The 24530-nt window shown below is 59.5% G+C and carries 23 protein-coding genes and 1 tRNA gene; 18 read left to right on the forward strand and 6 right to left on the reverse strand.

What is annotated here, in order from left to right; all coding sequences use genetic code 11:
- The first annotated feature begins 174 nt into the window (after positions 1-174).
- Positions 175-405 carry a hypothetical protein gene (locus ACWGTO_RS05415; protein ID WP_454573826.1) on the forward strand — a complete coding sequence of 77 codons (231 nt, stop codon included), beginning with the start codon at positions 175-177 and terminating at the stop codon, positions 403-405.
- Between the two features lie 327 nt (positions 406-732).
- The gene (locus ACWGTO_RS05420; RefSeq protein ID WP_454573827.1) at positions 733-1023 is read left to right on the forward strand and encodes a hypothetical protein; all 291 of its coding nucleotides are present in this window, start codon (positions 733-735) and stop codon (positions 1021-1023) included.
- A gap of 117 nt (positions 1024-1140) precedes the next feature.
- Here the strand turns inward: ACWGTO_RS05420 and ACWGTO_RS05425 are convergent.
- Positions 1141-1215 (reverse strand) — tRNA-Gln (locus ACWGTO_RS05425).
- A 104-nt stretch (positions 1216-1319) separates the two neighbouring features.
- Positions 1320-1664: a VOC family protein gene (locus tag ACWGTO_RS05430; RefSeq protein ID WP_454573828.1), complete on the reverse strand. Its 345-nt coding sequence runs from the start codon at positions 1662-1664 to the stop codon at positions 1320-1322.
- Between the two features lie 242 nt (positions 1665-1906).
- Here ACWGTO_RS05430 and ppdK point away from each other — a divergent pair, with 242 nt between their 5' ends.
- The 3 genes from ppdK to ACWGTO_RS05445 all read left to right on the forward strand — a co-directional run bounded on the left by ppdK (position 1907) and on the right by ACWGTO_RS05445 (position 6752).
- Positions 1907-4612 (forward strand): pyruvate, phosphate dikinase, encoded by a 2706-nt coding sequence (gene ppdK, locus ACWGTO_RS05435; protein WP_454573829.1) that lies wholly within the window; start codon positions 1907-1909, stop codon positions 4610-4612.
- A gap of 175 nt (positions 4613-4787) precedes the next feature.
- Positions 4788-5891: a glycosyltransferase family 9 protein gene (locus ACWGTO_RS05440; protein WP_454573830.1), complete on the forward strand. Its 1104-nt coding sequence runs from the start codon at positions 4788-4790 to the stop codon at positions 5889-5891.
- 90 nt (positions 5892-5981) lie between these two features.
- Positions 5982-6752: a polysaccharide deacetylase family protein gene (locus ACWGTO_RS05445; RefSeq protein WP_454573831.1), complete on the forward strand. Its 771-nt coding sequence runs from the start codon at positions 5982-5984 to the stop codon at positions 6750-6752.
- A gap of 159 nt (positions 6753-6911) precedes the next feature.
- Here the strand turns inward: ACWGTO_RS05445 and ACWGTO_RS05450 are convergent, their stop codons facing one another.
- Both ACWGTO_RS05450 and ACWGTO_RS05455 read right to left on the reverse strand, forming a co-directional pair.
- Positions 6912-7301 (reverse strand): DUF427 domain-containing protein, encoded by a 390-nt coding sequence (locus ACWGTO_RS05450; RefSeq protein ID WP_454573832.1) that lies wholly within the window; start codon positions 7299-7301, stop codon positions 6912-6914.
- A gap of 143 nt (positions 7302-7444) precedes the next feature.
- The gene (locus tag ACWGTO_RS05455) at positions 7445-7861 is read right to left on the reverse strand and encodes a hypothetical protein (RefSeq protein ID WP_454573833.1); all 417 of its coding nucleotides are present in this window, start codon (positions 7859-7861) and stop codon (positions 7445-7447) included.
- Between the two features lie 209 nt (positions 7862-8070).
- Here ACWGTO_RS05455 and ACWGTO_RS05460 point away from each other — a divergent pair, with 209 nt between their 5' ends.
- Together ACWGTO_RS05460 and ACWGTO_RS05465 are read left to right on the forward strand one after the other, a co-directional pair.
- Positions 8071-9699 carry a fatty-acid--CoA ligase gene (locus ACWGTO_RS05460; protein WP_454573834.1) on the forward strand — a complete coding sequence of 543 codons (1629 nt, stop codon included), beginning with the start codon at positions 8071-8073 and terminating at the stop codon, positions 9697-9699.
- Positions 9700-9805: 106 nt separating this feature from the next.
- On the forward strand, positions 9806-10588 hold the full coding sequence (locus tag ACWGTO_RS05465; protein WP_454573976.1) for a DUF1499 domain-containing protein: 783 nt from the start codon (positions 9806-9808) through the stop codon (positions 10586-10588).
- A gap of 2 nt (positions 10589-10590) precedes the next feature.
- Here the strand turns inward: ACWGTO_RS05465 and ACWGTO_RS05470 are convergent, their stop codons facing one another.
- The gene (locus ACWGTO_RS05470) at positions 10591-11499 is read right to left on the reverse strand and encodes an MBL fold metallo-hydrolase (protein WP_454573835.1); all 909 of its coding nucleotides are present in this window, start codon (positions 11497-11499) and stop codon (positions 10591-10593) included.
- Between the two features lie 115 nt (positions 11500-11614).
- Between ACWGTO_RS05470 and ACWGTO_RS05475 the strand changes: the two genes are divergently transcribed.
- The 8 genes from ACWGTO_RS05475 (at position 11615) to ACWGTO_RS05510 (ending at position 18830) form a co-directional block, all read left to right on the forward strand.
- Entirely contained in the window at positions 11615-12208 is a 594-nt protein-coding gene (locus tag ACWGTO_RS05475) for a biotin transporter BioY (RefSeq protein ID WP_454573836.1), read from the forward strand.
- A gap of 294 nt (positions 12209-12502) precedes the next feature.
- The gene (gene rfbA, locus ACWGTO_RS05480; RefSeq protein WP_454573837.1) at positions 12503-13384 is read left to right on the forward strand and encodes a glucose-1-phosphate thymidylyltransferase RfbA; all 882 of its coding nucleotides are present in this window, start codon (positions 12503-12505) and stop codon (positions 13382-13384) included.
- A gap of 1 nt (position 13385) precedes the next feature.
- On the forward strand, positions 13386-13937 hold the full coding sequence (gene rfbC / locus ACWGTO_RS05485; protein ID WP_454573838.1) for a dTDP-4-dehydrorhamnose 3,5-epimerase: 552 nt from the start codon (positions 13386-13388) through the stop codon (positions 13935-13937).
- A gap of 25 nt (positions 13938-13962) precedes the next feature.
- On the forward strand, positions 13963-15057 hold the full coding sequence (gene rfbB, locus ACWGTO_RS05490) for a dTDP-glucose 4,6-dehydratase (protein WP_454573839.1): 1095 nt from the start codon (positions 13963-13965) through the stop codon (positions 15055-15057).
- Complete coding sequence (gene rfbD / locus ACWGTO_RS05495) at positions 15054-15962, forward strand: dTDP-4-dehydrorhamnose reductase (RefSeq protein WP_454573840.1); 909 nt, start codon at positions 15054-15056, stop codon at positions 15960-15962. Before rfbB ends, rfbD begins: the two co-directional genes overlap by 4 nt.
- A 25-nt stretch (positions 15963-15987) precedes the next feature.
- The gene (locus ACWGTO_RS05500; protein WP_454573841.1) at positions 15988-17115 is read left to right on the forward strand and encodes a DegT/DnrJ/EryC1/StrS family aminotransferase; all 1128 of its coding nucleotides are present in this window, start codon (positions 15988-15990) and stop codon (positions 17113-17115) included.
- A complete protein-coding gene (locus ACWGTO_RS05505; RefSeq protein ID WP_454573842.1) occupies positions 17112-17615 on the forward strand; it encodes a GNAT family N-acetyltransferase in 504 nt (167 codons plus the stop codon). The genes ACWGTO_RS05500 and ACWGTO_RS05505 overlap by 4 nt, the downstream gene beginning before the upstream one ends.
- Before the next feature lie 54 nt (positions 17616-17669).
- The gene (locus tag ACWGTO_RS05510) at positions 17670-18830 is read left to right on the forward strand and encodes a glycosyltransferase (RefSeq protein WP_454573843.1); all 1161 of its coding nucleotides are present in this window, start codon (positions 17670-17672) and stop codon (positions 18828-18830) included.
- Here the strand turns inward: ACWGTO_RS05510 and ACWGTO_RS05515 are convergent.
- Positions 18827-18991: a hypothetical protein gene (locus tag ACWGTO_RS05515; protein WP_454573844.1), complete on the reverse strand. Its 165-nt coding sequence runs from the start codon at positions 18989-18991 to the stop codon at positions 18827-18829. The two genes, ACWGTO_RS05510 and ACWGTO_RS05515, sit on opposite strands and share 4 nt — an antisense overlap.
- A 41-nt stretch (positions 18992-19032) precedes the next feature.
- On the opposite strand from ACWGTO_RS05515, the gene ACWGTO_RS05520 reads away from it, so the two are divergent.
- The 3 genes from ACWGTO_RS05520 to ACWGTO_RS05530 all read left to right on the forward strand — a co-directional run bounded on the left by ACWGTO_RS05520 (position 19033) and on the right by ACWGTO_RS05530 (position 24369).
- Complete coding sequence (locus ACWGTO_RS05520) at positions 19033-19848, forward strand: ABC transporter permease (RefSeq protein WP_454573845.1); 816 nt, start codon at positions 19033-19035, stop codon at positions 19846-19848.
- A complete protein-coding gene (locus tag ACWGTO_RS05525; RefSeq protein WP_454573846.1) occupies positions 19845-20585 on the forward strand; it encodes an ABC transporter ATP-binding protein in 741 nt (246 codons plus the stop codon). Before ACWGTO_RS05520 ends, ACWGTO_RS05525 begins: the two co-directional genes overlap by 4 nt.
- A gap of 67 nt (positions 20586-20652) precedes the next feature.
- A complete protein-coding gene (locus tag ACWGTO_RS05530; RefSeq protein ID WP_454573847.1) occupies positions 20653-24369 on the forward strand; it encodes a glycosyltransferase in 3717 nt (1238 codons plus the stop codon).
- The last annotated feature ends 161 nt before the right edge of the window (positions 24370-24530 follow it).

Here is a 24530-nt window from a genome sequence, read left to right on the forward strand (position 1 = left end):
CCATAGGTCTGGAGGCGGCAACCTATGCCCTCCCAATACATTGCAAGCAGGCTGCCGAGTATGAGTCCCTTCATCGGCGGTCAATCGGGTGCCCGCCATTCTGCAAAGACTAGCGGGCGCCCGATTGTTGTGGCACCGCCAAGCGGCGGGGCGTATTCGATAACGAGGCCAACAGTGACCTTTGTCCAGAGATCAGTGCGTGAAGGGGCGACCCGACCCGCGAACGACAACGACAGCCCTCCTGAAGTTTCTTCGGTACTTGACCTCATACAGTCGGCTGACGATGACAAGGTCGCTGACCTTGTCAGGCGAACAGAGGGCCTGGCGATCGCCGTGCTTATCGTGATGGGGATTTTTCTGATCTTGGCACCGGTGGCCTATTTTGCACTTGCTTACGGCATCTGAGACGGCCTGATTGGTCGTCTTCCGGAAGACGTGTGCCGACTCTTCCTCACAAGGCAGATGCTTCACAGCACAGCTCAGGTGATCGAACGCGACGATATGGAGGTCGTGGGCAGCGCTGCTTTGCCGAGTTGCGCAACGCCTCGGTCGGCTCTGAAAGAGCGTCCTGCCAACAAGGCCTGGTGGCGAAATTCCCTCTTTCGACATGCCGCAATGCTCGGCAGCAGCGGTCACTGATCGCGCCGCGTGACCCGACGCCGCCACTCGGAACCAAAGGGACGGGACGCGGTTATCTCCGCGAAGGGATAATTAGCAGATGGAGATATTGCAATGAAAACAATGATCGTGAGCGCATTGGCGCTGTTCATTGCGATGCCGACGATAGCGTCGGCAGCCGAAGCCGACGTAATCATCACCACCCATCATCGACATCATCACAAGACCGTCAAGGTCATCAATGACCAGGGTCAACGCCTTCATCACCGTAAACACGGCACGGTTGCCTTCTACGACCACGGCCGCAGACATCATCGCCCGGATACTGTTATCGTGACCGGCTCGATCGAGCGTCGCCATCATCGGCATCATCACGTTATCATCCAGGACGACAACGACTATTGATCCTCTTCGCACGGCCCGGCTCTGTGGATAGAGTCGGGTTGTGTGGGGACTCGGATAGTCCCTGACGGCAGCCATTCACGGCGTCTGTAAATCATTGATTCCGAGAGGCATGTGAATTGGCTGGGGCGCCAGGATTCGAACCTGGGAATGTCGGTACCAAAAACCGATGCCTTACCACTTGGCGACGCCCCAGCAGGCGACCCGCTGCGCGCGGCCTTATAGGACGAGCCGGTGGAAAGCTCAATGCCGAGTTGGCCCCCTGTGCAAAACTGATCCACCGCTTGGCACGGTGATCTCTATTCGCCCCACACCGCCAGTTCATTGCCGGCCGGATCGGTGAAGTGGAACCGCCTGCCGCCCGGAAACGAGAAGATCGGCCTGACGATCGTGCCGTCGGCATTTTCGACAGCGTCGAAGGTTGCTTCCAGATCCTGCGAATAAAGCACCGGCAACGGTTTGGCCGGCGCCTCCGTGCCATCGGCCTGGAAGCCGCCGTCGAGCCCTTCGCCAAATGCCGAATAGGTCGGCCCGTAATCGGTGAACGACCACGAGAAGGCCGCGCTGTAGAAAGCCTTGACGCTGTCCAGCGTCCCGCCGGTCGCAGGCAATTCGAGATAGTCGAGTTTTCCGTTGAGTTTCATCACGCTACTCCCAACTCTGTTCGTGTTATGTTCTATATCGCGGATGGGCTGGTCGGCAAGTCTTTTTGACGCAGCTTTTGCTTAATCGATTGTAGTGGCCGAGGCCTGGCTGACCACGCCTTGCCTTTCGCACTGCAGCATAATAACGCTCGGGTCGGAATAGGGGGAACCGGGCCTTGGCCCCGGTGTTGTCTATCTTCCGGGGAAGTGTTGTCTATCTTCCGAGGACTTGGAGGGCGAGCATGACCAAATGGGTCTACACCTTCGGCGATGGTGCCGCGGAAGGCCGTGCCGGCGACCGCAATCATCTCGGCGGCAAGGGTGCCAACCTGGCCGAGATGTGCAGTCTTGGCCTGCCGGTGCCGCCGGGCTTCACCCTGACCACCGACGTCTGCAACGCCTATTACGCCAACGGCAAATCGTATCCGGCCACGTTGAAGGCCGACGTCGTCAAGGCGCTGGACCATATCGGCGCACTGACCGGGCGTCGTTTCGGCGATCCGTCGAAACTGCTGCTGGTCTCGGTACGCTCCGGGGCCCGCGCCTCGATGCCGGGCATGATGGACACCGTGCTCAATCTTGGCCTCAACGACGAGACAGTCGAAGCGCTGGCCACCGATTCCGGCGATGCCCGCTTTGCCTATGACAGCTATCGCCGCTTCATCCAGATGTATTCCGATGTCGTCATGGGGCTCGACCACGAAGTGTTCGAGGAGATCCTCGAGGACCAGAAGGCGAGCCTCGGCCACGAGCTCGACACCGAACTGACGGCTGAGGAATGGCAGGACGTCATTGCGCTCTACAAGGCCAAGGTCGAGGAGGAACTCGACAAGCCGTTTCCGCAGGATCCGCACGAGCAGCTCTGGGGCGCGATCGGCGCCGTGTTTTCGAGCTGGATGAACAACCGCGCCATCACCTACCGGCGCCTGCATGACATCCCGGAAAGCTGGGGCACGGCGGTCAACGTCCAGGCCATGGTGTTCGGCAATATGGGCGAAACCTCGGCCACCGGCGTTGCCTTCACCCGCAATCCCTCGACCGGCGAAAAGATGCTCTATGGCGAGTTCCTGGTGAACGCGCAGGGTGAGGATGTCGTGGCCGGTATCCGCACGCCGCAGAACATCACCGAGGCGGCGCGCATCGCCGCCGGTTCCGACAAGCCGTCGCTGCAGAAGCTGATGCCGGACGCGTTCCGCTCCTTCGTCGACATCTCCGACCGCCTGGAACAGCACTACCGCGACATGCAGGATCTCGAATTTACCATCGAGCGCGGCAAATTGTGGATGCTGCAGACGCGCTCCGGCAAGCGCACCGCCAAGGCGGCGCTAAAGATTGCCGTCGAGATGGCCAGGGACGGGCTGATCACGAAGGAGGAGGCGGTAGCCCGCATCGACCCAGCCTCCCTCGACCAGCTCTTGCATCCGACCATCGACCCCAAGGCCGCGCGCGACGTCATCGGCATGGGCCTGCCTGCTTCGCCGGGGGCCGCCACCGGCGAGATCGTCTTCTCGTCCGCCGATGCCGAGGAGCTGAAGACGCAAGGTCGCAAGGCGATCCTGGTGCGCATCGAAACCAGCCCCGAAGACATTCACGGCATGCATGCTTCGGAGGGCATCCTGACCACGCGCGGCGGCATGACCAGCCATGCCGCCGTGGTGGCGCGCGGCATGGGCAAGCCTTGCGTGTCGGGCGCCGGCTCGCTGCGCGTCGACTACAAGGCCGGCACCCTGATGTCGATGGGCCAGACCTTCCGCAAGGGCGACATCATCACCATCGACGGCAGCAACGGCCAGGTGCTGAAGGGCGCCGTGTCGATGCTGCAGCCCGAACTGTCGGGCGATTTCGCCGCCATCATGGAATGGGCCGATGCGGCGCGCCGCATGAAAGTGCGCACGAACGCCGAGACGCCGCTCGATGCGCGCATGGCGCGCTCCTTCGGCGCCGAAGGCATTGGTCTCTGCCGCACCGAGCACATGTTCTTCGACGGCGAGCGCATCGTCGCCATGCGCGAGATGATCCTGGCCGATACCGAGAAGGACCGCCGCACCGCTTTGGCCAAACTTCTTCCCATGCAACGTTCGGATTTCCTCGAACTGTTCGAGATCATGGCCGGCCTGCCGGTGACGATCCGGCTGCTCGATCCGCCGCTGCATGAATTCCTGCCAAAGACCGAAGCGGAAGTGGCGGAAGTCGCCGCTGCCATGAATGTCTCGCCCGACAAGCTCAGGCAGCGCACCGAGGCCTTGCACGAGTTCAACCCGATGCTCGGCCATCGCGGCTGCCGGCTCGCCGTCTCCTATCCCGAGATCGCCGAGATGCAGGCGCGCGCCATTTTCGAGGCCGCGGTCGAGGCCGGCAAGAAGGCCGGCGCGCTAGTGGTTCCCGAGATCATGGTGCCGCTGGTCGGCCTGGTGAAGGAACTCGATTACGTCAAGGCACGCATTGATGCCGTGGCAAAAAGCGTGATGGAAGAGACCGGCGTCAAGATCGACTATCTCACCGGCACGATGATCGAGCTCCCTCGCGCGGCGATCCGCGCCCACGTCATCGCCGAGTCAGCCGAGTTCTTTTCCTTCGGCACCAACGACCTCACCCAGACCACCTTCGGCATTTCGCGCGACGATGCGGCGTCCTTCCTCGAGACCTACCGGCAGAAGGGTATCATCGAGCAGGATCCGTTCGTCTCGCTCGACATCGAGGGTGTCGGCGAACTGGTGCGTATGGCGGCTGAAAAGGGCAGGGCAACGCGGCCAGATATCAAGCTCGGCATTTGCGGCGAGCATGGCGGCGATCCGGCCTCGATCCGCTTTTGCGAAGAGGTCGGCCTCGACTATGTCTCGTGCTCGCCCTACCGCGTTCCGATCGCAAGATTAGCCGCCGCGCAAGCCGCGGTGCAGATTGCCAAGACAGCAGTGCCGCGCCTCAAAAAGAGCGCCGCGGCATCCTGATTTCGACATAGTTCTTTCCGCGTCGACCAAACGGCCGTCCCAAGGGCGGCCGTTTGGCGCCAAGCTTACGATTTTGTAAGCAAATTCACGCTGATGTGCGCGCCCACGCACGCAATCCCGACATCGTTTCTGCCCAATTTCACGGCCCCCCAACCCGCCCGGTGCCGAGAAACAGATGTTGCAGATTTCGCCCAAACCCTTCCGCTCGATCCTGATCATCCAGACCAAGTTCATCGGCGATATTGTTTTATCCTCCACGCTCGCCAGGAACCTGCAGCTCGAATATCCCGGCGTCCGGATCGTCTTTCTCTGCGAGGCTCGCCTCGCCAGTTTCGTGACCGCGCACGGCATCGCCTCGGAGGTCGTGACCTTCCGCCGCACGGCCATGCGCGGCACCCCGCTGGAGCGTGGGCGCGAACTCTATTCGATGATCAGCAAGCTGCGCCGGTTCCGCTTCGACCTGACCATCGACCTCACCGATTCAAAGACCTCGCGCATCATCGTCAGGCTCCTCAATGCCAGGACCCGCATCGGCTACAACCCTCCGGAAAGGCCGCTGCGCTGGCATGAGCGTCAGCCGGCGAATCTGTTTGCCAGGCCGTTCGGCTTTGGCGAGCAGCACTACCTCTACCGCTATCTTTCGCCGCTCGAGCCGCTTGGCGTCGGCTTGCGCGTGCGCGCGCCGTCGATCCGGCCCTTGCCGCTGGAGACCGCGCGAGCCCATGCATTGCTGGACAAACACCGCCTGCGGCCAAACGGTTTCATCGCCGTGCATGCCGGCGCGAGTTTTCACGGCCGACGCTGGCAGCCGGAACGCTTTGCCGCCGTGATCGACGCGTTTGCGCGCGAGACCGGACTGGATTTTGTGCTCGTCGGCGGACCGGACGAGCGCAGGCCGGCCGAGCAGATCCTGGCCAGGGCCACGTCGCCGATCGTCAACCTCGTCGGTGCGCTGTCGCTGGAAACACTGCTGGCGATGTTGCAGCAGGCGCGCATGTTTGTCGGCAATGAGAGCGGCCCAATGCACATGGCCGCAGCCGCGGGAACGCCGGTGGTCGGCCTGTACGGCCTCACCAGCCCGGCCATATGGGGGCCGGTCGGCGTGCCCAGCGTCGCTTTGCAGCCGTCCATGCCGTGCAATTGTATGGCGGGCAGCCTGTGCAATCCGCTCGATCCCAGCAAGGCCTGCTGCGTCTGGCGCCTCGAGGTCGAGCCGGTCGTCGCAGCGGTGCGGGAGATCCTGTCGCGCACGCAAGTGGAGCTGGAACACGCCGTCTGACGGTGCGCGGCGGTCACATTGTCGGGATATCAGCTTTTCTCATGGCTGATATCCCGATTTCCGCCTTGTTGCCGGTCTTGGGATGCGGCTATGACGACGCCGATTCCGAAACGAGACAGGCATCCCTTGCAAAAGCTGCTTTGCGCCTTGGCGCTATCTATCTTGGCCGTGTCTTCGGCCCATGCCGCGCCGCTTGTCGAGCCGACGCTGCGCCTCAAGGCTGAGGACAGCGTTGGTGCAGGCCGCGTCGCGCTGACGCTCGACGCCTGCGGCGGGCAGACCGACACCCGGATCCTCTCGGCGCTGGTGGAGAACCGGATTCCGGCGACGATCTTCGTCACCGGCATCTGGCTGAAGCGCAACGCCGCCGCCGTCGAGATCATGCGCGCGCATCCCGATCTGTTCGAACTGGAAAACCATGGCGGCCATCACATCCCGGCCGTCGACACGCCGCAGAAAATCTACGGCATCCGCAGCGCCGGCAGCCCTGAAGCGGTGCAGGCCGAAGTCGAGTCGGGCGCGGCCGCTCTTGCCGGCACCGGCGAGCCGGCGCCGAAATGGTTCCGCGGCGCGACCGCCGAATACAGCCCGTCGGCCATCGCCATGATCCGCAAGCTCGGCTTCAAGATCGCCGGCTTTTCGATAAACGGCGATGGCGGCTCGTTGCTCGGCGCAAAACAAACCGCCCGCCGCATCGCCGCCGCCAAGGATGGCGATGTCATCATCGCCCACATCAACCAGCCGACGCACGCGGCCGGCGAGGGCGTCGTGCAAGGTCTGCTGGCGCTCAAGGCCAAGGGCCTCACCTTCGTCCGCCTCGACGACGCCGATGGGGTCGGCAATGACGGCACGACGGATTAGGTTGCGGCGGCGGTAGTCGTATCCGCCGTTCGACAGCGCTACCTCTGGCATCTGAAGCTAGCCGGGCCTTACAGCTCCGCCCGTGGATGACGACGCGAAGTGCATTCCGGCCGATCTCCAAGGCATGTGGCGCAACCAACGCTGTCGACGTTGCGCCCCTCAGGCCGGTGTGGCTTCGATCGTGACCCTGTTGGGATAGAACGCGCCGTGATCGCGAATAGCAGCCATTTCGTCGAAAGGCTGCTCGTAGCCCCACATCGAGTCCTTGCCGGTCTCGCCGGCCGGCAGCACGCTCCAGTAGCTGGCGTCGCCCTTGTAGGGGCAATGCGTCGAATGGGCGGTTTTGGCGAGTTGGCCGAAATCGATGTCCGCGAAAGGGATGTAGAGCACCTGGGGGTAGGGCGGTTCGGACAGAAGCGTTGCCTGCGTCGATGAGGCGATCACCGTATCGCCGGCGCGCACGACGACCGTGCCGCGATAAGGCTCGACTGTGATGACCTTGGCCGGATTGCTCTGAAAGCCGGGGGCCGGGTTGGCGATCTGGTCCATGCGGGGGTTCTCCTTGTCCAGTTGGGAGCGCGACGGGGGATTTGCTCTCGCCTTTAAAGTGTGTTCGGAGAAACTGTTGCGCAAGGCCATCGTAGCAGGCCAGCGTGCCTGGTCAGTCGTTGAAACGATCGCGTAGCGAACGCTCAGGCTGCGGTCTTGAAGACGTCCATGAGGCCGGCATAGGCAGCGGCAATGCCGGCCACCGGGTTGGTGCTTCTTGACGTGGTCTCGACCTTCAGCGCGCCACCGCCGGTCGGCAAGGTGAGCAGCAGGAACTGGCGATTGCCGCCGTCACCGATGGACGCGGCCGCGACATGCTGGCCTTCGCCCTCGTTCTGGACGCACATTTTGAACAGCAGCGTCCCGCCGACCGCCTCGAGGGCGCCGCCGACCACCTCGGCAAACTCGTCTTCGGAAACCTTTTTGGCCTCCGGCACCAGATCGGCCAGACTTGCGGCCAGCGTATCTTCAAGCTCGTTGTCGTCGAGTTGAATATCATCCAACTGCACGTCTTCGGCCTGGCTCTCGTCCAACGGCCTGTCGTCGAGCTGCGCGTCCATGCGAACCTCTTTCAGTCGCCAATCGCACCCCTTGCCCCGTTAACGAACGTTAACACCGACGATGGCCGGATTGTGGCGGTTTTCTCTAGCGTTCGATCACTGCTTGCTTCAGCCGTTAACGGTTGGAGACTTGATGGCTGGACAATCGGCCCATTCGTCTCACAATGGAACAAAAAACGGTAGAACGAGGAACCAATGGGAGGAACCAGATGCTCGGATTGATGCAGGAATGGCCGCTGCTCTGCCACAAGCTGATCGACAATGCCGAGCGACAGCACGGAACACGAGAGATCGTGTCGCGCTCGATCGAAGGTCCGGTCGTGCGCACCACCTATGCCGAGATCCACCGCCGCGCGCTGAAGGTTGCCCAACGGCTCGAACGCGATGGCTTTGTTCTCGGCGACCGCATCGCGACCCTGGCCTGGAACACCGCGCGCCACATCGAGGCCTGGTATGGCATCATGGGCATCGGCGCCATCTACCACACGCTGAACCCGCGGCTGTTTCCCGAGCAGATCGTCTGGATCATGAACAATGCGCAGGACAGGGCGATCTTCGTCGACCTGACATTCATGCCGCTGCTGGAAAAGATCGCCGGCGCGGTCAAATCGCTGCGCAAGGTGATCGTGCTGACCGACAAAGCGCATCTGCCCGAGACGACGCTGCCGAATGTGGTCGCCTATGAGGACTGGCTGAACGAGGCCGATGGCGACTTCGCCTGGAAGGCGTTCCCTGAAAACACCGCCGCCGGCATGTGCTACACCTCGGGCACGACAGGCGATCCCAAAGGTGTGCTCTACAGCCACCGTTCGAATGTGCTGCACGCCATGATCGCCGCCATGCCTGACGCCATGGGCATCTCGGCGCGGGACACCATCTTGCCCGTCGTGCCGATGTTCCATGCCAATGCCTGGGGCCTTGGCCAAAGCGCGCCAATGATCGGCGCCAAGCTGGTCATGCCCGGCTGCAAGATGGACGGCGCCTCGATCTACGAACTGCTCGACACCGAGAAGGTGACCTTCAGCGCCGCCGTGCCGACCGTGTGGATGATGCTGCTGCAGCATCTGGAGGAGACCGGCAAGAAACTCCCCCATCTGAGCAAAGTCGTCATCGGCGGCTCGTCCTGCCCGCGCGCCATCACCAGGAAATTCCAGGACAATTACGGCGTCGAGGTTATCCATGCCTGGGGCATGACCGAGATGTCACCGCTCGGCACGCTGTGCACCATGAAGCCGCAATATCAAGAGCTCGAGGGCGAAGCCCGGCTCGATGTCCAGGGCAAGCAGGGCTATCCGCCCTTCGGCGTCGAAATGAAGGTGACGGACGACGAGGACAAGGAACTGCCCTGGGACGGCAAGACCTTCGGCCGGCTGAAGGTGCGCGGTCCGGCCATCGCCAGGGCCTACTATGGCGGCGTCGGCTCCGAGCAGTTCGACAAGGACGGCTGGTTCGACACCGGTGACGTCGCCCATATCGATCCGGGCGGTTATATGCAGATCACCGATCGCGCCAAGGATGTCATCAAGTCGGGCGGCGAGTGGATCTCGACCATCGACCTGGAAAACCTCGCCGTTGGCCATCCCGATGTCGCCGAGGCCGCGGCAATCGGAGTCCATCATTCGAAATGGGGTGAGAGGCCCTTGCTGGTCGTGGTCGCCAAGCCGGGCAAGGAGCCTAGCAAGGCCGACATACTGGCCTTCATGGACGGCAAGGTGGCCAAGTGGTGGATGCCGGACGATATAGCGTTTGTCGGCGAAATCCCGCACACCGCCACCGGCAAGATCCAGAAGATCACCTTGCGCAAGCAGTTCAGCGACTACCGCCTGCCGACGGATTGATTGAGGTCGTGCGTTTTTGGGCTGTCGAAAACGTTAGGCAAGGGATGTTCAATTTGAGCAGCCTTTGCTCTAAGCCTCTGTGCGGGGTGAGGCGGTGCTGAAGACAATGGACGTTGACGAGCGGCAGACATCGACGGCGGCCGGCTGGTCGCGGCGCACGGGCGCTTTTGCCCTGGTGCTGCTGCTGACCGCGCTGGCCGGCCATCATTTCGAACTGGTCGAAACGCCGGCCTTCCTGTGGGTGCTGGCGGTTGTCGCCCTGCTTGCCGCGTTCGCCTTGCTGTTTGCCGGCCTCGCTCTGTCCAGGTTGTGGCATTTCGGCGACCGCGGCGGCCGCGACCTCTCGGTCGGTGCCTTGCTGGCGCTGCTGGTGCTGGCGCCCTACGGCATCGCCGCCTATTGGGCGGCGACCACACCGCCGCTCAGGGACATCTCGACGGATCTCGACAATCCGCCTGTGCTCGACACCAGCGACCGCACCAAGGATATGAACGTGCTCGCGCCGCCAACCCCGGGCGAGGCTCGCCTGCAAACCGATGCCTATCCGCTGGTCACCGGCCACAGCTATAATCTGCCGTTCGAAACCGTCGTCGACGCCGTCGAAACCGTGCTCGACCGCCGCGATTGGCAGCTTACCGCGCCATACCCGGCGACAGACGGTCAGGATGAGGTGACGATATCGGCAGTGGCCCGGAGCTTCGTGGTCGGCCTGCCCGCCGACATCGCCATCCGGGTGAGCAATGACGGCGACTCGGTCGTCGTCGACATGCGCTCGGCCTCCCGCTACGGCCGCTACGACCTCGGCGACAATGCCGCGCGAATCGTTGGCTTCCTCGCTGAGCTCGATCAGGAAGTTGCGGGCCAGGTGGGTGCTGCGCCGGCTGAATAGTCTTAGACTACCGGCACAAAGACCCCGTCGATGGCCGGCTCGCCCTCCGTGCTGACCAGGCCGCGCGCCGCCAGATCCTCGAGATGGGCAAGCACCGACAGGGCGGCGGCGCCGTGCAGGCGCTGGTCAGTGTCCCTGTAGATCGCCCTGACCATGTCCCGGATCGTCCGGTCGCCGCCGCGGATCCGCTCGAGGATCGCCCGTTCGCGCATCTTGCGGTGGGTTTTGAGACCGCGCATGAAGTTGCGCGGCGCGGTCACCGGGCCGCCATGGCCGGGCAGCAGCAGGCGGTCGCCGCGCGCGATCAGCCTGTCGAGCGAGGCCATGTAGTCGGCCATCGCGCCGTCCGGCGGCGCCACGATCGAGGTCGCCCACGCCATCACATGGTCGGCCGAAAACAGGATACCGGTGCCTTCCAGCGCAAATGCCGCGTGATTGGCGGTGTGGCCCGGGGTCAGCACGGTTCGGATCGCCCAGCCGTCGCCCTCGATCAGCCCGTCGTCGGGCAGCGCCATGTCCGGGACGAAAGCCGTGTCGGCGCTGGCGTCGAGCGGATTGATCTCGCCGATCCGGAGCGCCCGCGCCGGGCGATGCGGGCCTTCGGCCAGCACTTCAGCACCGGTGTGCTCCTTCAGCCGGGCGGCCAGCGGAGAATGGTCGCGATGCGTGTGGCTGACGAAAATGTGGCTGACCGGCCGGTTTGCGATCACCGCGAGCAGCGTCTGGAAATGCGCATCGTCGTCGGGGCCCGGGTCGATCACTGCCAGTGTCTCGCGGCCAACAACGTAGCTGTTGGTGCCGTGAAAGGTGAAGGGGCTGGGATTTTTGGCGGTGACGCGCTGCACGTCCGGCGCAACGGTGACCCCCTGGCCATAGGCCGGATCGAAGCTGGTGTCGAATTTGAGCGCCATGGCGGTGTCGTTGAGCTCCGGTCAAGGGACGGCAAAAGCGATTGCCGCATAGCACGGAAGCCAATATAGGAAAAAGCGAGGCCGCCATCTGCGGCAATCCGGATTGGGGAAGACCATGGCACTTGCAACGACGATGCGCCCACTTGTTTCTCTCGCCTTGCCTCAGGAGGGTGCGCAGCGCCTGGCAACGCAGCTTTTGCTGGCGATCGCCGGAACGCTGCTTTTGACCCTGTCGGCCAAGACGAAAGTCGTGCTCGGGCCGGTCGACATCTCGATGCAGACGCTGGCCGTTCTGCTGATCGCCACCGCATTTGGCCTGCGGCTTGGCGTTGCTACCCTGCTTCTCTACATGGCCGAAGGCGCCATGGGCTTCCCGGTCTTCCAGAGCACGCCTGAAAAGGGCATCGGCATCGCCTACATGATCGGCGGCACCGGTGGTTATCTCGCCGGCTTCGTCGTCATGGCGGCAATTGTCGGCTGGGTCGCCGATCGCGGCTGGGACCGCCACCCGATCAAGCTGTTCAACGCCATGCTGGTCGCCGAGATCGTCATGATGGCCATGGGCTTTGCCTGGTTGGCCACAATCATCGGCGTGGAAAAGTCGTGGCAGTTCGGTGTCCTGCCGTTCATCCTCGGCGATCTGATCAAGGTGGCGCTCGCCGCCAGCCTGGTGCCGGCCGTCTGGTCGCTGCTGCCGAAGCAGCCCTGAAACTGGACAACGGAACGAGCCGGCGGGTCCAAGACCCGCCGGCTTTTTGTTGTCACGCGTCCACCAGGATGGCGTGAAGCCGGTTTGCCAAATCGCCGCGCCCATTGCATCGCCATCCTGTGGCCGGTCAGTCAATAGCTTGTGGCCAGTCGGTCAAAATTGCCGCGAGGCGGCAGATGCAGGTCAACTCTGGTGCTGATCCACGGCCGAGTTTGAATTGACAAGCCTCCGCACGAAACCTAAGCACGGTCAACTTGATTTCGGGCGGGGGCCTGGCAATTCAAGGAGAGCTTGTTGAAAGGTATCATCCTTGCAGGAGGAAGCGGGACGCGCCTTTATCCCCTAACATTAGCGATCTCTAAGCAAATTCTGCCGATATACGACAAGCCGATGATTTTTTATCCGTTGAGCGTCTTGATGCTCGCCGGGATCAGAGAGATTCTGATCATTTCGACACCACGCGACTTGCCGATCTTTCGGGAGTTGCTGGGTGACGGTTCGGAATTCGGGCTCGAATTGTCCTACGCCGAACAGCCGCAGCCCAACGGGCTTGCGGAAGCCTTCATCATCGGCCGTGACTTCATCGGCAAGGACAATGTGTCGATGATCCTCGGCGACAACATCTATTTCGGCGAGGGCCTGTCACAGCTCTGCCGCGCAGCCGCGCAGCGTGAAAGCGGCGCGTCGGTGTTCGCCTACCATGTCGAGGATCCGGAGCGCTATGGCGTGGTGTCGTTCGACAAGCTCAGCGGCACCGCTTTGACGATCGAGGAAAAGCCTGAGAAGCCGAAGTCCAACTGGGCGGTCACTGGCCTCTATTTCTACGACAACGAGGTCGTCGACATCGCTTCGACGATCAAGCCCTCGGCGCGCGGCGAGCTCGAGATCACGGCGGTCAACAACGTCTACCTCGAGCGCGGGCAGTTGCATGTGCATCAGCTCGGCCGTGGCTATGCCTGGCTCGACACCGGCACGCATGACAGCCTGCATGAAGCCTCGTCCTTCGTGCGCACCATCGAGCACCGCCAGGGCATCAAGGTCGCCTGTCCCGAAGAAATCGCCTTCGAGCAGGGCTGGCTGACCGCCGACAAGGTGCTTGAGCGCGCCACGCGCCTGGGCAAGAACGAATACGCCGCCTATCTGCGCCGGCGTGTCACCGAGCTGACGGAGATTTAGAGTGGACGTCAGGCAGCTCGGACTCGACGGCGTGCTGGAGATCGTGCCGAAGCGGCACGGCGATGCGCGCGGCTATTTCATCGAAACCTGGAATGCCGAGCGCTTTTCGGAAGCTGGCATCGATCTGCGTTTCGTCCAGGACAATCACTCCTATTCGGCGGCCGCGGGCGTCGTGCGGGGGCTTCACTATCAGCTGCCCCCACGCGCGCAGGACAAGTTGCTGCGTGTGATCAGAGGCAAGATTCTTGACGTCGCGGTCGACATTCGCCGCAGCTCGAAAACCTTCGGCAAATGGGTCGCGCTCGAAATATCGGCCGAGAAAGGCAATCAGATCCTGGTGCCGAAGGGTTTCGCGCACGGCTTCGTCACGCTCGTGCCGGACACCGAGGTTCTGTATAAGGTCACCGACACCTATTCGCCGGCGCACGACCGATCGATCCGTTTCGACGATCCCGATATCGGCATCGATTGGCCGTCGCCAGCCGGCGCCTTCGAGCTCTCGGCCAAGGACCTCAAGGCGCCGACGCTTGCCACGGCGGAGGTGTTCGCATGACGCGCGACGATGTGAGGAGAGCGCCATGAATTTTCTGGTGACAGGCGGTGCCGGCTTCATCGGCTCGGCGGTGTGCCGGCATTTGTGCGCCAATCCGGCCTACCATGTGACCAATCTCGACAAGCTCACCTATGCCGGCAATCTCGCCTCGCTGCGCACGATCGAGAATGCGCACAACTACAAATTTGCGCAGGCCGACATCTGTGACGAGCGGGCGGTCCTCGACATCCTCCACCGCGACGAGATCGACGTCGTCATGAATCTCGCCGCCGAAAGCCATGTCGACCGCTCGATCGACGGACCCGGCGCCTTCATCGAGACCAACATCGTCGGCACCTACAAGGTGCTGAATTCGACGCTCGAATATTGGCGCGGGCTTGCCGACGACAGGAAAGCCCGCTTCCGCTTCCACCATGTCTCGACCGATGAGGTGTTCGGCGATCTGCCGTTCGACGGCGGCATGTTCGTCGAGGAAACGCCTTACGCGCCGTCCTCGCCCTATTCCGCCTCGAAGGCGGCTTCCGACCATTTGGTGCGGGCCTGGCACGAGACGTACGGCCTTCCGGTCGTGCTCTCCAACTGCTCGAACAATTATGGGCCCTATCACTTTCCCGAAAAGCTGATCCCGCTGGTGATCCTCAACGCACTCGATGAAAAGCCGCTGCCGGTCTACGGCGCCGGCGCCAATGTGCGCGACTGGCTGTTCGTCGAGGATCATGCCCGCGCCCTGGAACTGGTCGCCACCAAGGGTCAGCCGGGGGAGAGCTACAATGTCGGCGGCAATTCCGAACGCACCAACCTTGGCGTCGTCGAGACGATCTGCGACCTGCTCGACATCAGGCGTCCGCGCAGGGGCGGCAGGAGCTACCGCGATTTGATCAGCTTCGTCACCGATCGCCCCGGCCACGACCGCCGCTATGCCATCGATGCCTCCAAGATCGGCAGGGACCTTGGCTGGGCGCCGGCTGAGAGTTTCGATAGCGGTCTTGCAAGGACGGTCGACTGGTTCCTCGACAACAAATGGTGGTGGGGGCCGATCCGCGAGCAGCGCTACGCCGGCGAGCGGCTTGGCCAAGTCCAGTCCCGGGGCGAGGTTGAAGGCAGGAAGGGCGCGGCGTGAGGCTGGTTGTCACCGGACGCGACGGTCAGGTCGCCGCCAGCCTGCTGGAGGCCGGGAAGGCGCGCGACGGGATCGAGGTTGTCGCCGTCGGCCGGCCGACACTCGATCTGGCGCGGCCCGACACCGTGTTCGACGCGCTTGCGGCAGCGCGGCCGGATATCGTGGTGTCGGCCGCTGCCTACACCGCCGTCGACCAGGCCGAGGACGAGCCCGATCTGGCCTTTGCGATCAACGCCGTCGGCGCCGGCAAGGTCGCCGAAGCGGCGGCACGGCTTGGCGTCCCCGTCATCCATCTTTCGACCGACTATGTCTTCGACGGTTCGAAGGACGGCCCCTATGTCGAGACCGACGCCACCGCGCCGCTTAGCGTCTACGGCGCTTCCAAGCTTGCCGGAGAACTAGCGGTGTCGGCCGCCAATCCACGTCATTTGATCCTGCGTACCGCCTGGGCCTACAGCCCGTTCGGCGAGAATTTCGTCAAGACCATGCTGCGGCTGGCCGGCGACCGCGACGAGATCCCTGTCGTCGCCGACCAGTGGGGCAATCCGACGTCGGCGCTTGATATCGCCGACGCCATCTTGCATGCCGCGGCGATGCTGCGTCCCGACATGGGCTTTTCTTCCTTTGGCACGTACCATCTGGTAGGAACTGGCGCGACCAATTGGAGCGGGTTTGCACGCCACGCCCTGGACGCCAGCCAGGTGTTTGGCGGCCCCCACGCCCGGGTGCGTGACATCGCGACCGTTGACTATCCGACCAAGGCAAAGCGTCCGACCAATTCACAGCTGTCTACCGCGAAGTTCACCGAGACTTTTAGTTGGGCGGCGCCGGAGTGGCAGCAATCAACAAACAAAACCGTATCTCGTCTCCTGAACGGTGAGACGGGATATGCCAGCGACCTATGAACCGCCAGCGTCACGGAGAGACTTTATGAGCGTTCAGCTTTTCGTACCGAGTTTCCGCATCGAGGAATGCCTTGCAGGAATCCGTGAGTGCCTGGAAAAAGGGTGGACCGGACTAGGTTTCAAGACTGCCGAATTTGAAACGGCATGGAAGAACTATACGGGCCTCCCGCACGCTCATTTTCTGAATTCCAACACCGTCGGGCTTCATCTGGCTTTCCAGCTGTTCAAGTCCAAATACGGATGGGATGACGAGAGCGAGGTCATAACAACGCCGCTGACATTCGTTTCGACAAACCATGCCATCTTGTATGCTGGCCTCAAGCCGGTTTTCGCCGATGTTGATGAGTATCTTTGCCTCGACCCGCAAAGCGTGCTCGAGCGGATCACCGACAAGACCAAGGCGCTGATATTCGTCGGGATGGGAGGCAATGTCGGCCAGTATCAGAAGATATTGGAGATTTGTCGCGCGCGTGACATCAAACTGGTGCTCGACGCGGCCCACATGTCAGGTACTCGGGTCGACGGTAGGCACATTGGCGACGACGCCGATGTGTCGGTATTTAGTTTCCAGGCGGTCAAAAATCTTCCAACCGCCGATTCCGGAATGATCTGTTTCAAGGAAGCCCAGGACGATGAGCGCGTCCGCAAACTCACCTGGCTGGGCATCAACAAGGATACGTATGCCCGCACCGCTTCCCAGGGTGCCTACAAATGGATGTATGACGTCGAGGAGATCGGCCATAAATATCACGGCAACTCGATTATGGCCGCGATTGCCATTGTCCAGTTGAAGTATCTCGACATAGACAATTCGTTCCGGCGCCAGCTAGCCGTCTGGTACCGCCAGCATCTGGAGGGGCACAACCATGTCAGGGTCGTGCCGACCGTGCGAGGGTGCGAAACCGCCCAGCACCTTCTCCAGATACGGGTTCAGAATCGCGACAATCTGATGCTTGCCCTCAACGAGCATGGAATCTATCCGGGAGTTCACTATCGCGACAACACGGATTACCGGATGTATGCCTTTGCGGCCGGCACGTGTCCGAATGCCGCCGCGGCAAGCCACGAAATCATTTCGCTGCCACTGCATCTTCGTATGACCAAGGCCGATGTCGATCAGATTTGCGACTTGGTTCTCAAATACGCCCAATGAAACCGCAAATCGCCCCTTTCGGAGACGGCACAGTTGTCTTGAGGCTCGTGGAAGAGCGGGATCTCGAGACAATCCTTGACTGGCGCAATCGTGACGACGCACGTGTCTGGTTCAAGACATCCGACAAGATCGACCTCGCCGCGCATATCGCCTGGTACAAAAGCTACCTCAAAAAGCCAAATGATTTGTTCTTCCTGGTGGAAGCGAATGGCCAACCGGCCGGCCAGTGCGCCATTTACGATATCGATGAGAACACCCGGAGCGCTGAAGTCGGCCGATTTCTGGTTGCGCCGGAAATGGCCGGCAAAGGATATATCGGCCGTTCGTGCGCAGAGATCGTTCGCTTCGGTACGCAATTCCTGAACCTCTCCTATCTCTTCCTTGAGGTTATGGAGCAAAATACAAAAGCTATTCGCCTTTACACGCGCGAGGGGTTTATTGAGGAAGGCCGTTCCGATGGCTTGATCCGCATGAGCTTGGGTCGAGGTAGCACTCCATGACCGCGACGCACTACTTCATGCTGACGTCTCCGGGCCGGGCTATGTGATCTCGACATGGCCAGGGTCTTGATGATCATAGAGGCAAAAATAGCCACTACATATTTGCTTGAGCAAATCATGGAGGCTTGTCGGGCTCGTGGAGTCGATCACGAAGTAAAACTTCTAACTGAGCTGCAAATAGGTGACCTTACCCAAAATACGATCCCAATGTTTGTAAGGTGTGCTGACCCGCAGGCCTCGGCATGGGCAGAACTACTTTCCGATGCAGGCCGGCCATATGCATACTATATCGATGATAACTTCTGGAGAATTGTTGGAGACAATCCTCTCGCATTGTACTATCGGCACCCAATTGTCAGGAAATCGTTGGAGTTTATGGTTTCTCATGCTGAGACCGTTATCGTAAACTCCCCCGAGCTGGCCAGGTTCGTATCAAGTTTTAATCCCCGCGTGACAGTGCTGCCGTCGTTTTTCGATTTTTCACTCATTGACGGCTCATCTCCGATTTCTGCTGACGAAATCCGAATCGGCTTTGCGGGAAGCCCTTCGCGGGTCGCTGATCTGAGTTTGATATCGCCGCTTATTCAGCCGATCCTGGAGAGATTTCCAAAAGCGGTATTCGAATTCGCCGGCGTCCTTCCAAAGGGAGTCGTGGCCGGCGCCCGAGTTCGGTTTTTTCCGCACACTGGCGACTACGGCGCCTACATAAAATTCCAGACTTCGAGAAATTGGGCGATTGGCTTGGCGCCTCTGATCGACCATGAGGCAAACCGCAGCAAGACGGATAACAAGTACCGAGAGTACGGCGCACTCAGTATAGCTGGAATATATTCAAATATTATTCCGTATAAAAACGTCGTAAAGGATATGGAGACAGGATTGCTTGTCGAGAATACAGAGCAAGAGTGGCTTAACGCGGTATCAATGCTAATAAGTTTTCCAGAAAGACGAAGTAAATTGGTTGGTGTTGCGTTTGACGATGTGCATAAGCGCTATGATTTGAATACGGTTTCTCAAGAGTGGTCCGACTTATTCTTGAAAATTGACAAAGAACGCCCAAAAAATGCCAAGAAGCTTAGATTGATAAAAATTAGATGGAGAAAATTATGGGGATTGGTCGAGAGGTATAGGGTTCATTTGCTGGTAAATTATCGGGATGGAGGATGTTATCTTGTCGCTAAGAAGATGATCCGAAAAATACTAGTTAGTCTTTAATGTTTTATTTCCATCATATGGGGTGCGCTCTTGACAGGTTGTCCGGCCGCATGATCTTTTGCCAACTGGCAACGCGCCCATGGTCTTGCCGCCTCCACCTGCAACATCTCGCCGGCCACGGTCGAGAAGCGCTGCAACGCAGTGCTGGAATCGCCCTCCATGGTGGCGCGACTCAAGCGAAACGGCAAAATCGGTACGGCTTATGAAACACAGCTATTCGAGTGCGGATAAGAACAGGCTGCTCCGTGACGTCTTGCGCTCGCTGCTGCTTCATCGCGTCTGGTTTTTTATCGGCATGCAAGACATCAAGCGGCGCTATCACCGTTCGTTCGTTGGCCCGCTGTGGATTCTTCTCAACCTTGGACTCTATGTGGGGGCGATAGGTTTCGTTTACGGCGTCATGTTCGGGCAAGACCTGAGGGCCTTCCTTCCCTACCTGATGCTGGGTTTCGTTATCTGGGGGTTGATTTCCGCCTCGGTGGTCGACGCCGGCATGGTTTTCATAAATGCAGAGGGTTACATCAAGCAGTTCTCATATCCAAAGCAGATATATATTATGAGATCACTGGTAAGCAGCAGCATGAATTTTGCGATTGGCTTGTTTGCAATCGGTATTGTTCAGATTGTGCTTGGTATAGGTTGGCTAACTGGATGGGCATCGGCAATTCCTGGCTTGTTTTTACTGTATCTTGCTCTGATTGGCCACATAGCGATATTTTCATACCTTGGCGTTGCGTTCCGCGATCTTCCGCATGCGTTATCGGGAGTGTTGCAGGTCGTGTTCTATCTGACGCCGATTGTCGTTCCGGCCAGCGTCCTGAAGAATCACGGTCTAGAACTCGTGTATATGGTTAACCCATTCTACCACTTGATCGATATCGTTCGTCATCCAATTCTGTCTGGAGGCTTCGCTCCACTTTTTTCATACGAATTTGTGGTTGCATATATTCTCGTCTTGTATGGAATTGCTTGGTACGTGGCCTCGCGGTTGGATAAGAAAGTGGTGTTCCTCCTTTGACCCAGAACTTCATACGACTACGCAACGCCGGCGTGCTTTTCACCGGCGATACGAACAGCGATGGGCTAATAGGCCGGTTGACCAGAAGGCGCAGCGGGGGAGTGGCCTCTGGCGCCTATGCGGTTGAAGCTCTGAAGAATGTCACTGTTGCGATCGAGCAGGGCGAGAGGGTGGGGCTTATCGGTCTCAATGGCGCGGGAAAGAGCACGCTGCTGAAGGTCATGGCCGGTATCTACGCGCCGACCAGCGGAGTTGTGGAAACCGAAGGGCATGTTTGCCCGATGTTCGAGTTCGCAACCGGTTTCGAGATGAATCAAACCGGTCGAGACAACATCCGCATCCGCGGCTTGCTGCTTGGCATGACGCCCGGTGAGATCGAGGCGAAGCTGCCGGAGATCGAGGAGTTTACGGAGCTTGGCGAGTTCCTGGGGTACCCTGTCCGGACATATTCCGCGGGTATGTTCATTCGCCTCGCGTTCGCAGTGTCAACAAGCATAAATCCAGAAATACTTCTTATAGATGAGGTTATGGGTGCTGGAGATATTCGTTTTGCGAAGAAAGCCAAGCGTCGTATGTTTGAATTCATGGAGCAGGGAAAGATTCTTGTTTTCTCTTCTCACAATTTTGATTTGCTAAAGAGTTTTTGCGCCAGAACTATATGGATAGAGAAGGGAAGTATCGTTATGGATGGCGATACGCCAGAAGTGGTAGCTGGATACGAGTCATCGCAGCGATAGACATTCCGCTTTGTGGCAAGGTGTGGCGGCGCGCGATGCTTGTCCGATAGCAGAATTCGGAGGAAATATGAGATTCGGTGATTGTGGCCATGATCTTTCCATCAGCCACATCGACAGAGGGCAGGCGGCACCCGAAGTGACGGTGATCCTCCCTACTTTTGCGCGTGCCAACGGGTCTTTACGGCTTTCAATCGAGAGTGTGCTTTCGCAAAGCTATGGCGATTTCGAGCTGATCATTGTGGATGACGGCTCGCGCGATGGAACTGCCGACGTGCTAAGCGAGTACCAGCTTGCCGATCCTCGGGTCATCATACATTCATATGGGTACAACAGTGGTCTGCCAGCCTTGCGCGTTAATCAGGCCGCGCTTCACCGGCGCGGCAAGTACATTGCCTACCAGTTTGACGATGATCTTTGGACGGAAGACAGCCTGAAGGTGCGCATGGCTTGGCTTGAGCGACAAGCTGTTCCAAGCGTCGCCTATGGCAGTTGCGACGCCTATCGTGCGACGAGCGAAGGCGACGTCTTTCTGCGCGTGCTTGGGCAGGAGTTCAACTATGGACTCCTCCAGCATGGCAACTATATCGCAAATAACTCAGTAATTCACCATGCTGCTCTTTTTGAAAGGCATGGCATGTACGACCCTCATGTGGCGGCCAGGCGATACTCGGACTACGACCTCTGGCTGCGTTTCGGAAGAAGTGCGCCATTTCAATGGGTGGATGCGACATGTTCGATCGTTCACGCCGACATGGAGAACTCGCTCGGCCGGGATGTGCGGTCAGATTTTACCCAGACCTTGAAATACTTGCGGCTTGCGCGAGACAATCAGCTGAAGCCTGGCAATATTGCCTGCTATGACCTGATTGGTGCCGAACATTGGAAGAACCGATTCTCGACGGCCGAGATACGGAGATATTATAGAGAAGAAGCTCTGCCATTTATTTCCAAGTTCAATGGCTATTTGACCCCGTCAGAGCTGGCAGTCGCCGCGTCTGGGGCCATGGAACACAAGCGCATACTGGTATCGAAGCCAGACTATAGCACGTCTGTGGATGTGGCCGTTCGCAATTTTGAGAACCTTGAAAGTCAAAGAGGCTTCAGCAGTACCTTCGTCAGAGAGCGAGATGTGCCGCGTTTCGACACGTCGGACACGGACATAGCAATCCTCTACCGTACTGTGGGCCCGGCAGAACAATTATTGGCCGGCAAGGGGCGCGAGGGCATCCCGTGTGCCTATCTGATGGATGATAACATGCTCCGCTTCCATGAAGTGGGGCCGGAACATTCCGCCATCGCGCCTGGTACGCCGGGATACCGAAGCATAGTGGCCCAGATATCTGCGGCCGATGCCGTGATTGGATACAGCGATGAGATCATTGAAGATTTCTCGATTTATAACTCCCATATTATTAAGCTAAGCACAAACATACAAGGCAGGTACGTCGCCAGGAGAGACTACAAAAGGTCTGGGAAGTTTCGAATTGCGATTTTTAGTAATAAATTTCGTAGAAATATTCTAACCAAGATTTGGCCCGGCCTTCAGCGCGTGGCGTCCGCTTATAAGGATGAGGTAGAATTTCATTTTTGGGGGATCGATCCGCGTGATTGTCCTGCCCTGGATTGCGATGTTCACTTCAAGCCGTTCACCCATTCATATGATCATTATCTTTCTGAACTGACCGGCACCTATTTCGATCTTTCACTGACGCCTCTTGAGGGTGAAACACGTGCGGAACGGAGTAAGAGCCCTGTCAAATTGTTAGAATCGGTCGTCGCTGGCGCGATTAGCGTGATGAGCAATGTCGCGCCCTATAGCCGCTTGCCTGACTCGGTTTGCGTCAAGGTGAGCAATAGGCCTGACGACTGGGCAGACGCCATTGAAGGTCTGATCAAGTTGAAGGCCGAACAGCGGGACCAGATTTTGGAAATGGCTCGTACATATGTAGAAGGTCGGTATACCACGGAGATTCAATACTACGATTTTTTCGGTGCGCTCGCCGCAACTGCACTTCATTCGCGCCTGAAGGATAAGGCAATCCTCTTTGGGTTTCATGAGGCCGCGCTGGGGGGCGCAACTCTTCATTTGCTACGGCATGCTGCGCTAGCTTCCTCCTTCGGTTTCAGCGTTGTGGGTCTGGTTCCGCAGAGCGAGAGGTTTGGACCGGAATTTGCTCGTCTCTGGCGTGAGGCAACGAAGGATGCCCCACTGTTGGAGGAAAGCTGGCAGAACGGGATGGACCGTGTCGACGCGTCCAAAATCCGGTCGCCTCAAGAGAGAGATCGGCAGGATGCACGTCGCATTGGCGAAAGATTGGTTGGACACAATGTAGGCCTTGTTCATTTCGCCACCTGGCAGCCAGCTATGACGGCACTTGGATTGGAGCTTGGGGTTCCAATCGCCGCTAGCGTTCATCAATACTACGACGGCGCCGATACAAACGCTTTCGCCCATGCAGTTCATTGCTCCTCGACAGCACATGGGGAGCGATGGAAGAAAGAATCCGGGGTCGCCGTGCGTCGTATCGTGTGCCCCGTGGACGATATCTATTTTTCGCTATTCGCGGCACGAGAGGATCGGAACTTTTCAATAAAGGATCCGCTGCAGATCGTCGTTTCCGGAACATTGCAGCCTCGCAAGAATCAACTCGCCGCCATCAAGGCGGCGCTACTTCTGCAAAAGGCCGGGCACAACGTTACGGTCCACGTAATAGGTTACGATGACCTTCGCGTCGACTACGCCAACGAGTGCCGCGATTATGTGGCGGAACATGGTCTGGAAAACCACGTCATCTTTCATGGGTTCGTTTCTGACCCGGAGCGGTTCTACGCAAGTTGCGACGTGTTGCTCATTTCCGCTCTGGACGAATCCATGCCGCAGACGATGCTTCAGGCCATGGCGTCTGGTGTCGCCGTCGTATCGCCTAGCGTTGGCGGCGTATCAGAATTGCTTAGGCATCGCTACAGCGGGTTGATTGCCAGGGATGCGTCCCCGGAGGAGCTGGCGAAGGCCGTTCAGGAGTTTCTTGGATATTCAGTTGTGCGGCGGGCTGAGATGTTGAGAAGTGCTTATCGGACGATAAGCATATTGGGACGTTCAGGCTACGTCCGTGCTGAATTGATGGACCTTTACGGGACTGCATTCAGTAGGGCGGCGTCCGCGAAGCCGATCGAGGCGGTCGCTGAGGTCTCGATGGCTCAACGGGACGTGCCCTCAGCGAGATTTGAGCCCGCTGTGGCTTCCACGATTGCCAGGCTTCATTCGGAGGTAGAGGCCCAACATTTTTCGCGTCCACTCAGGCTTGCGAGAGCCGTCACTCGGCGGTCGAGCGAAATGTGGGACATGGTTTCCTCTGTTTTCGATCCGCTTGATCGTTTCAGCCATCAGCACTTCGGCCGGATGCGACGTGATGAACTGCGCCTGAGCGAGGATCTCTCAAGTATATCCTATAGAGAATATACCGTTCATTTCGCGCTCACCTCCCTATCGGCCGTCCATCTTGGCATAGCGCCACTTGTTCGGGCGCAGGCAGGGCTCGTAGGCGTAGAGATTGTGTCCAGGAACGATGAGATTCTGGGCACCGTGGCCCGACCACTCGCCGATATTGAAGAGGGCCTCCCCGCAAGATTTTCGTTTGACACGCCTTTTCATGACCTTGAGGCCGGATGGCGCCTCAGGGTTTTCGTACACGAGGCGGATGTACCGGTCACCATCTATGAGGTGGTTCGGCCAACGGTGATCTACGGCGCGCTAAAGCGGTTCCCTTTCGCGAAATTCGAGTAGCCGCGGTCACTGCGGCTACTGCAATTCCAGGAAAGTGTGAGTGGTTTTCCCGGGAAAAGCGCGAAGCGCTTTCCGTTGGAAATTGCGCAATGGCGAAGGCCGCAAGATCTCGATAGGCGCAGCGTGAACGTGAAATCCGTGACGAACGCGCACACTTCCGC

The organism is Mesorhizobium sp. PL10, from assembly GCF_053714315.1.

Excerpts from the sequence above, each read along its gene's own strand:
- ACWGTO_RS05520 (WP_454573845.1), top strand. The coding sequence starts at position 19,033 with ATGAAACACAGCTATTCGAGTGCGGATAAGAACAGGCTGCTCCGTGAC.
- ACWGTO_RS05510 (WP_454573843.1), top strand. The coding sequence starts at position 17,670 with ATGGCCAGGGTCTTGATGATCATAGAGGCAAAAATAGCCACTACATAT.
- ACWGTO_RS05450 (WP_454573832.1), bottom strand. The coding sequence starts at position 7,301 with ATGGACCAGATCGCCAACCCGGCCCCCGGCTTTCAGAGCAATCCGGCC.
- ACWGTO_RS05420 (WP_454573827.1), top strand. The coding sequence starts at position 733 with ATGAAAACAATGATCGTGAGCGCATTGGCGCTGTTCATTGCGATGCCG.
- ACWGTO_RS05515 (WP_454573844.1), bottom strand. The coding sequence starts at position 18,991 with ATGGAGGGCGATTCCAGCACTGCGTTGCAGCGCTTCTCGACCGTGGCC.
- ACWGTO_RS05440 (WP_454573830.1), top strand. The coding sequence starts at position 4,788 with ATGTTGCAGATTTCGCCCAAACCCTTCCGCTCGATCCTGATCATCCAG.
- rfbB (WP_454573839.1), top strand. The coding sequence starts at position 13,963 with ATGAATTTTCTGGTGACAGGCGGTGCCGGCTTCATCGGCTCGGCGGTG.
- ACWGTO_RS05455 (WP_454573833.1), bottom strand. The coding sequence starts at position 7,861 with ATGGACGCGCAGCTCGACGACAGGCCGTTGGACGAGAGCCAGGCCGAA.
- ACWGTO_RS05430 (WP_454573828.1), bottom strand. The coding sequence starts at position 1,664 with ATGAAACTCAACGGAAAACTCGACTATCTCGAATTGCCTGCGACCGGC.
- ACWGTO_RS05505 (WP_454573842.1), top strand. The coding sequence starts at position 17,112 with ATGAAACCGCAAATCGCCCCTTTCGGAGACGGCACAGTTGTCTTGAGG.
- ppdK (WP_454573829.1), top strand. The coding sequence starts at position 1,907 with ATGACCAAATGGGTCTACACCTTCGGCGATGGTGCCGCGGAAGGCCGT.
- ACWGTO_RS05460 (WP_454573834.1), top strand. The coding sequence starts at position 8,071 with ATGCTCGGATTGATGCAGGAATGGCCGCTGCTCTGCCACAAGCTGATC.
- ACWGTO_RS05470 (WP_454573835.1), bottom strand. The coding sequence starts at position 11,499 with ATGGCGCTCAAATTCGACACCAGCTTCGATCCGGCCTATGGCCAGGGG.
- ACWGTO_RS05445 (WP_454573831.1), top strand. The coding sequence starts at position 5,982 with ATGACGACGCCGATTCCGAAACGAGACAGGCATCCCTTGCAAAAGCTG.
- ACWGTO_RS05475 (WP_454573836.1), top strand. The coding sequence starts at position 11,615 with ATGGCACTTGCAACGACGATGCGCCCACTTGTTTCTCTCGCCTTGCCT.
- ACWGTO_RS05500 (WP_454573841.1), top strand. The coding sequence starts at position 15,988 with ATGAGCGTTCAGCTTTTCGTACCGAGTTTCCGCATCGAGGAATGCCTT.
- ACWGTO_RS05465 (WP_454573976.1), top strand. The coding sequence starts at position 9,806 with ATGGACGTTGACGAGCGGCAGACATCGACGGCGGCCGGCTGGTCGCGG.
- ACWGTO_RS05530 (WP_454573847.1), top strand. The coding sequence starts at position 20,653 with ATGAGATTCGGTGATTGTGGCCATGATCTTTCCATCAGCCACATCGAC.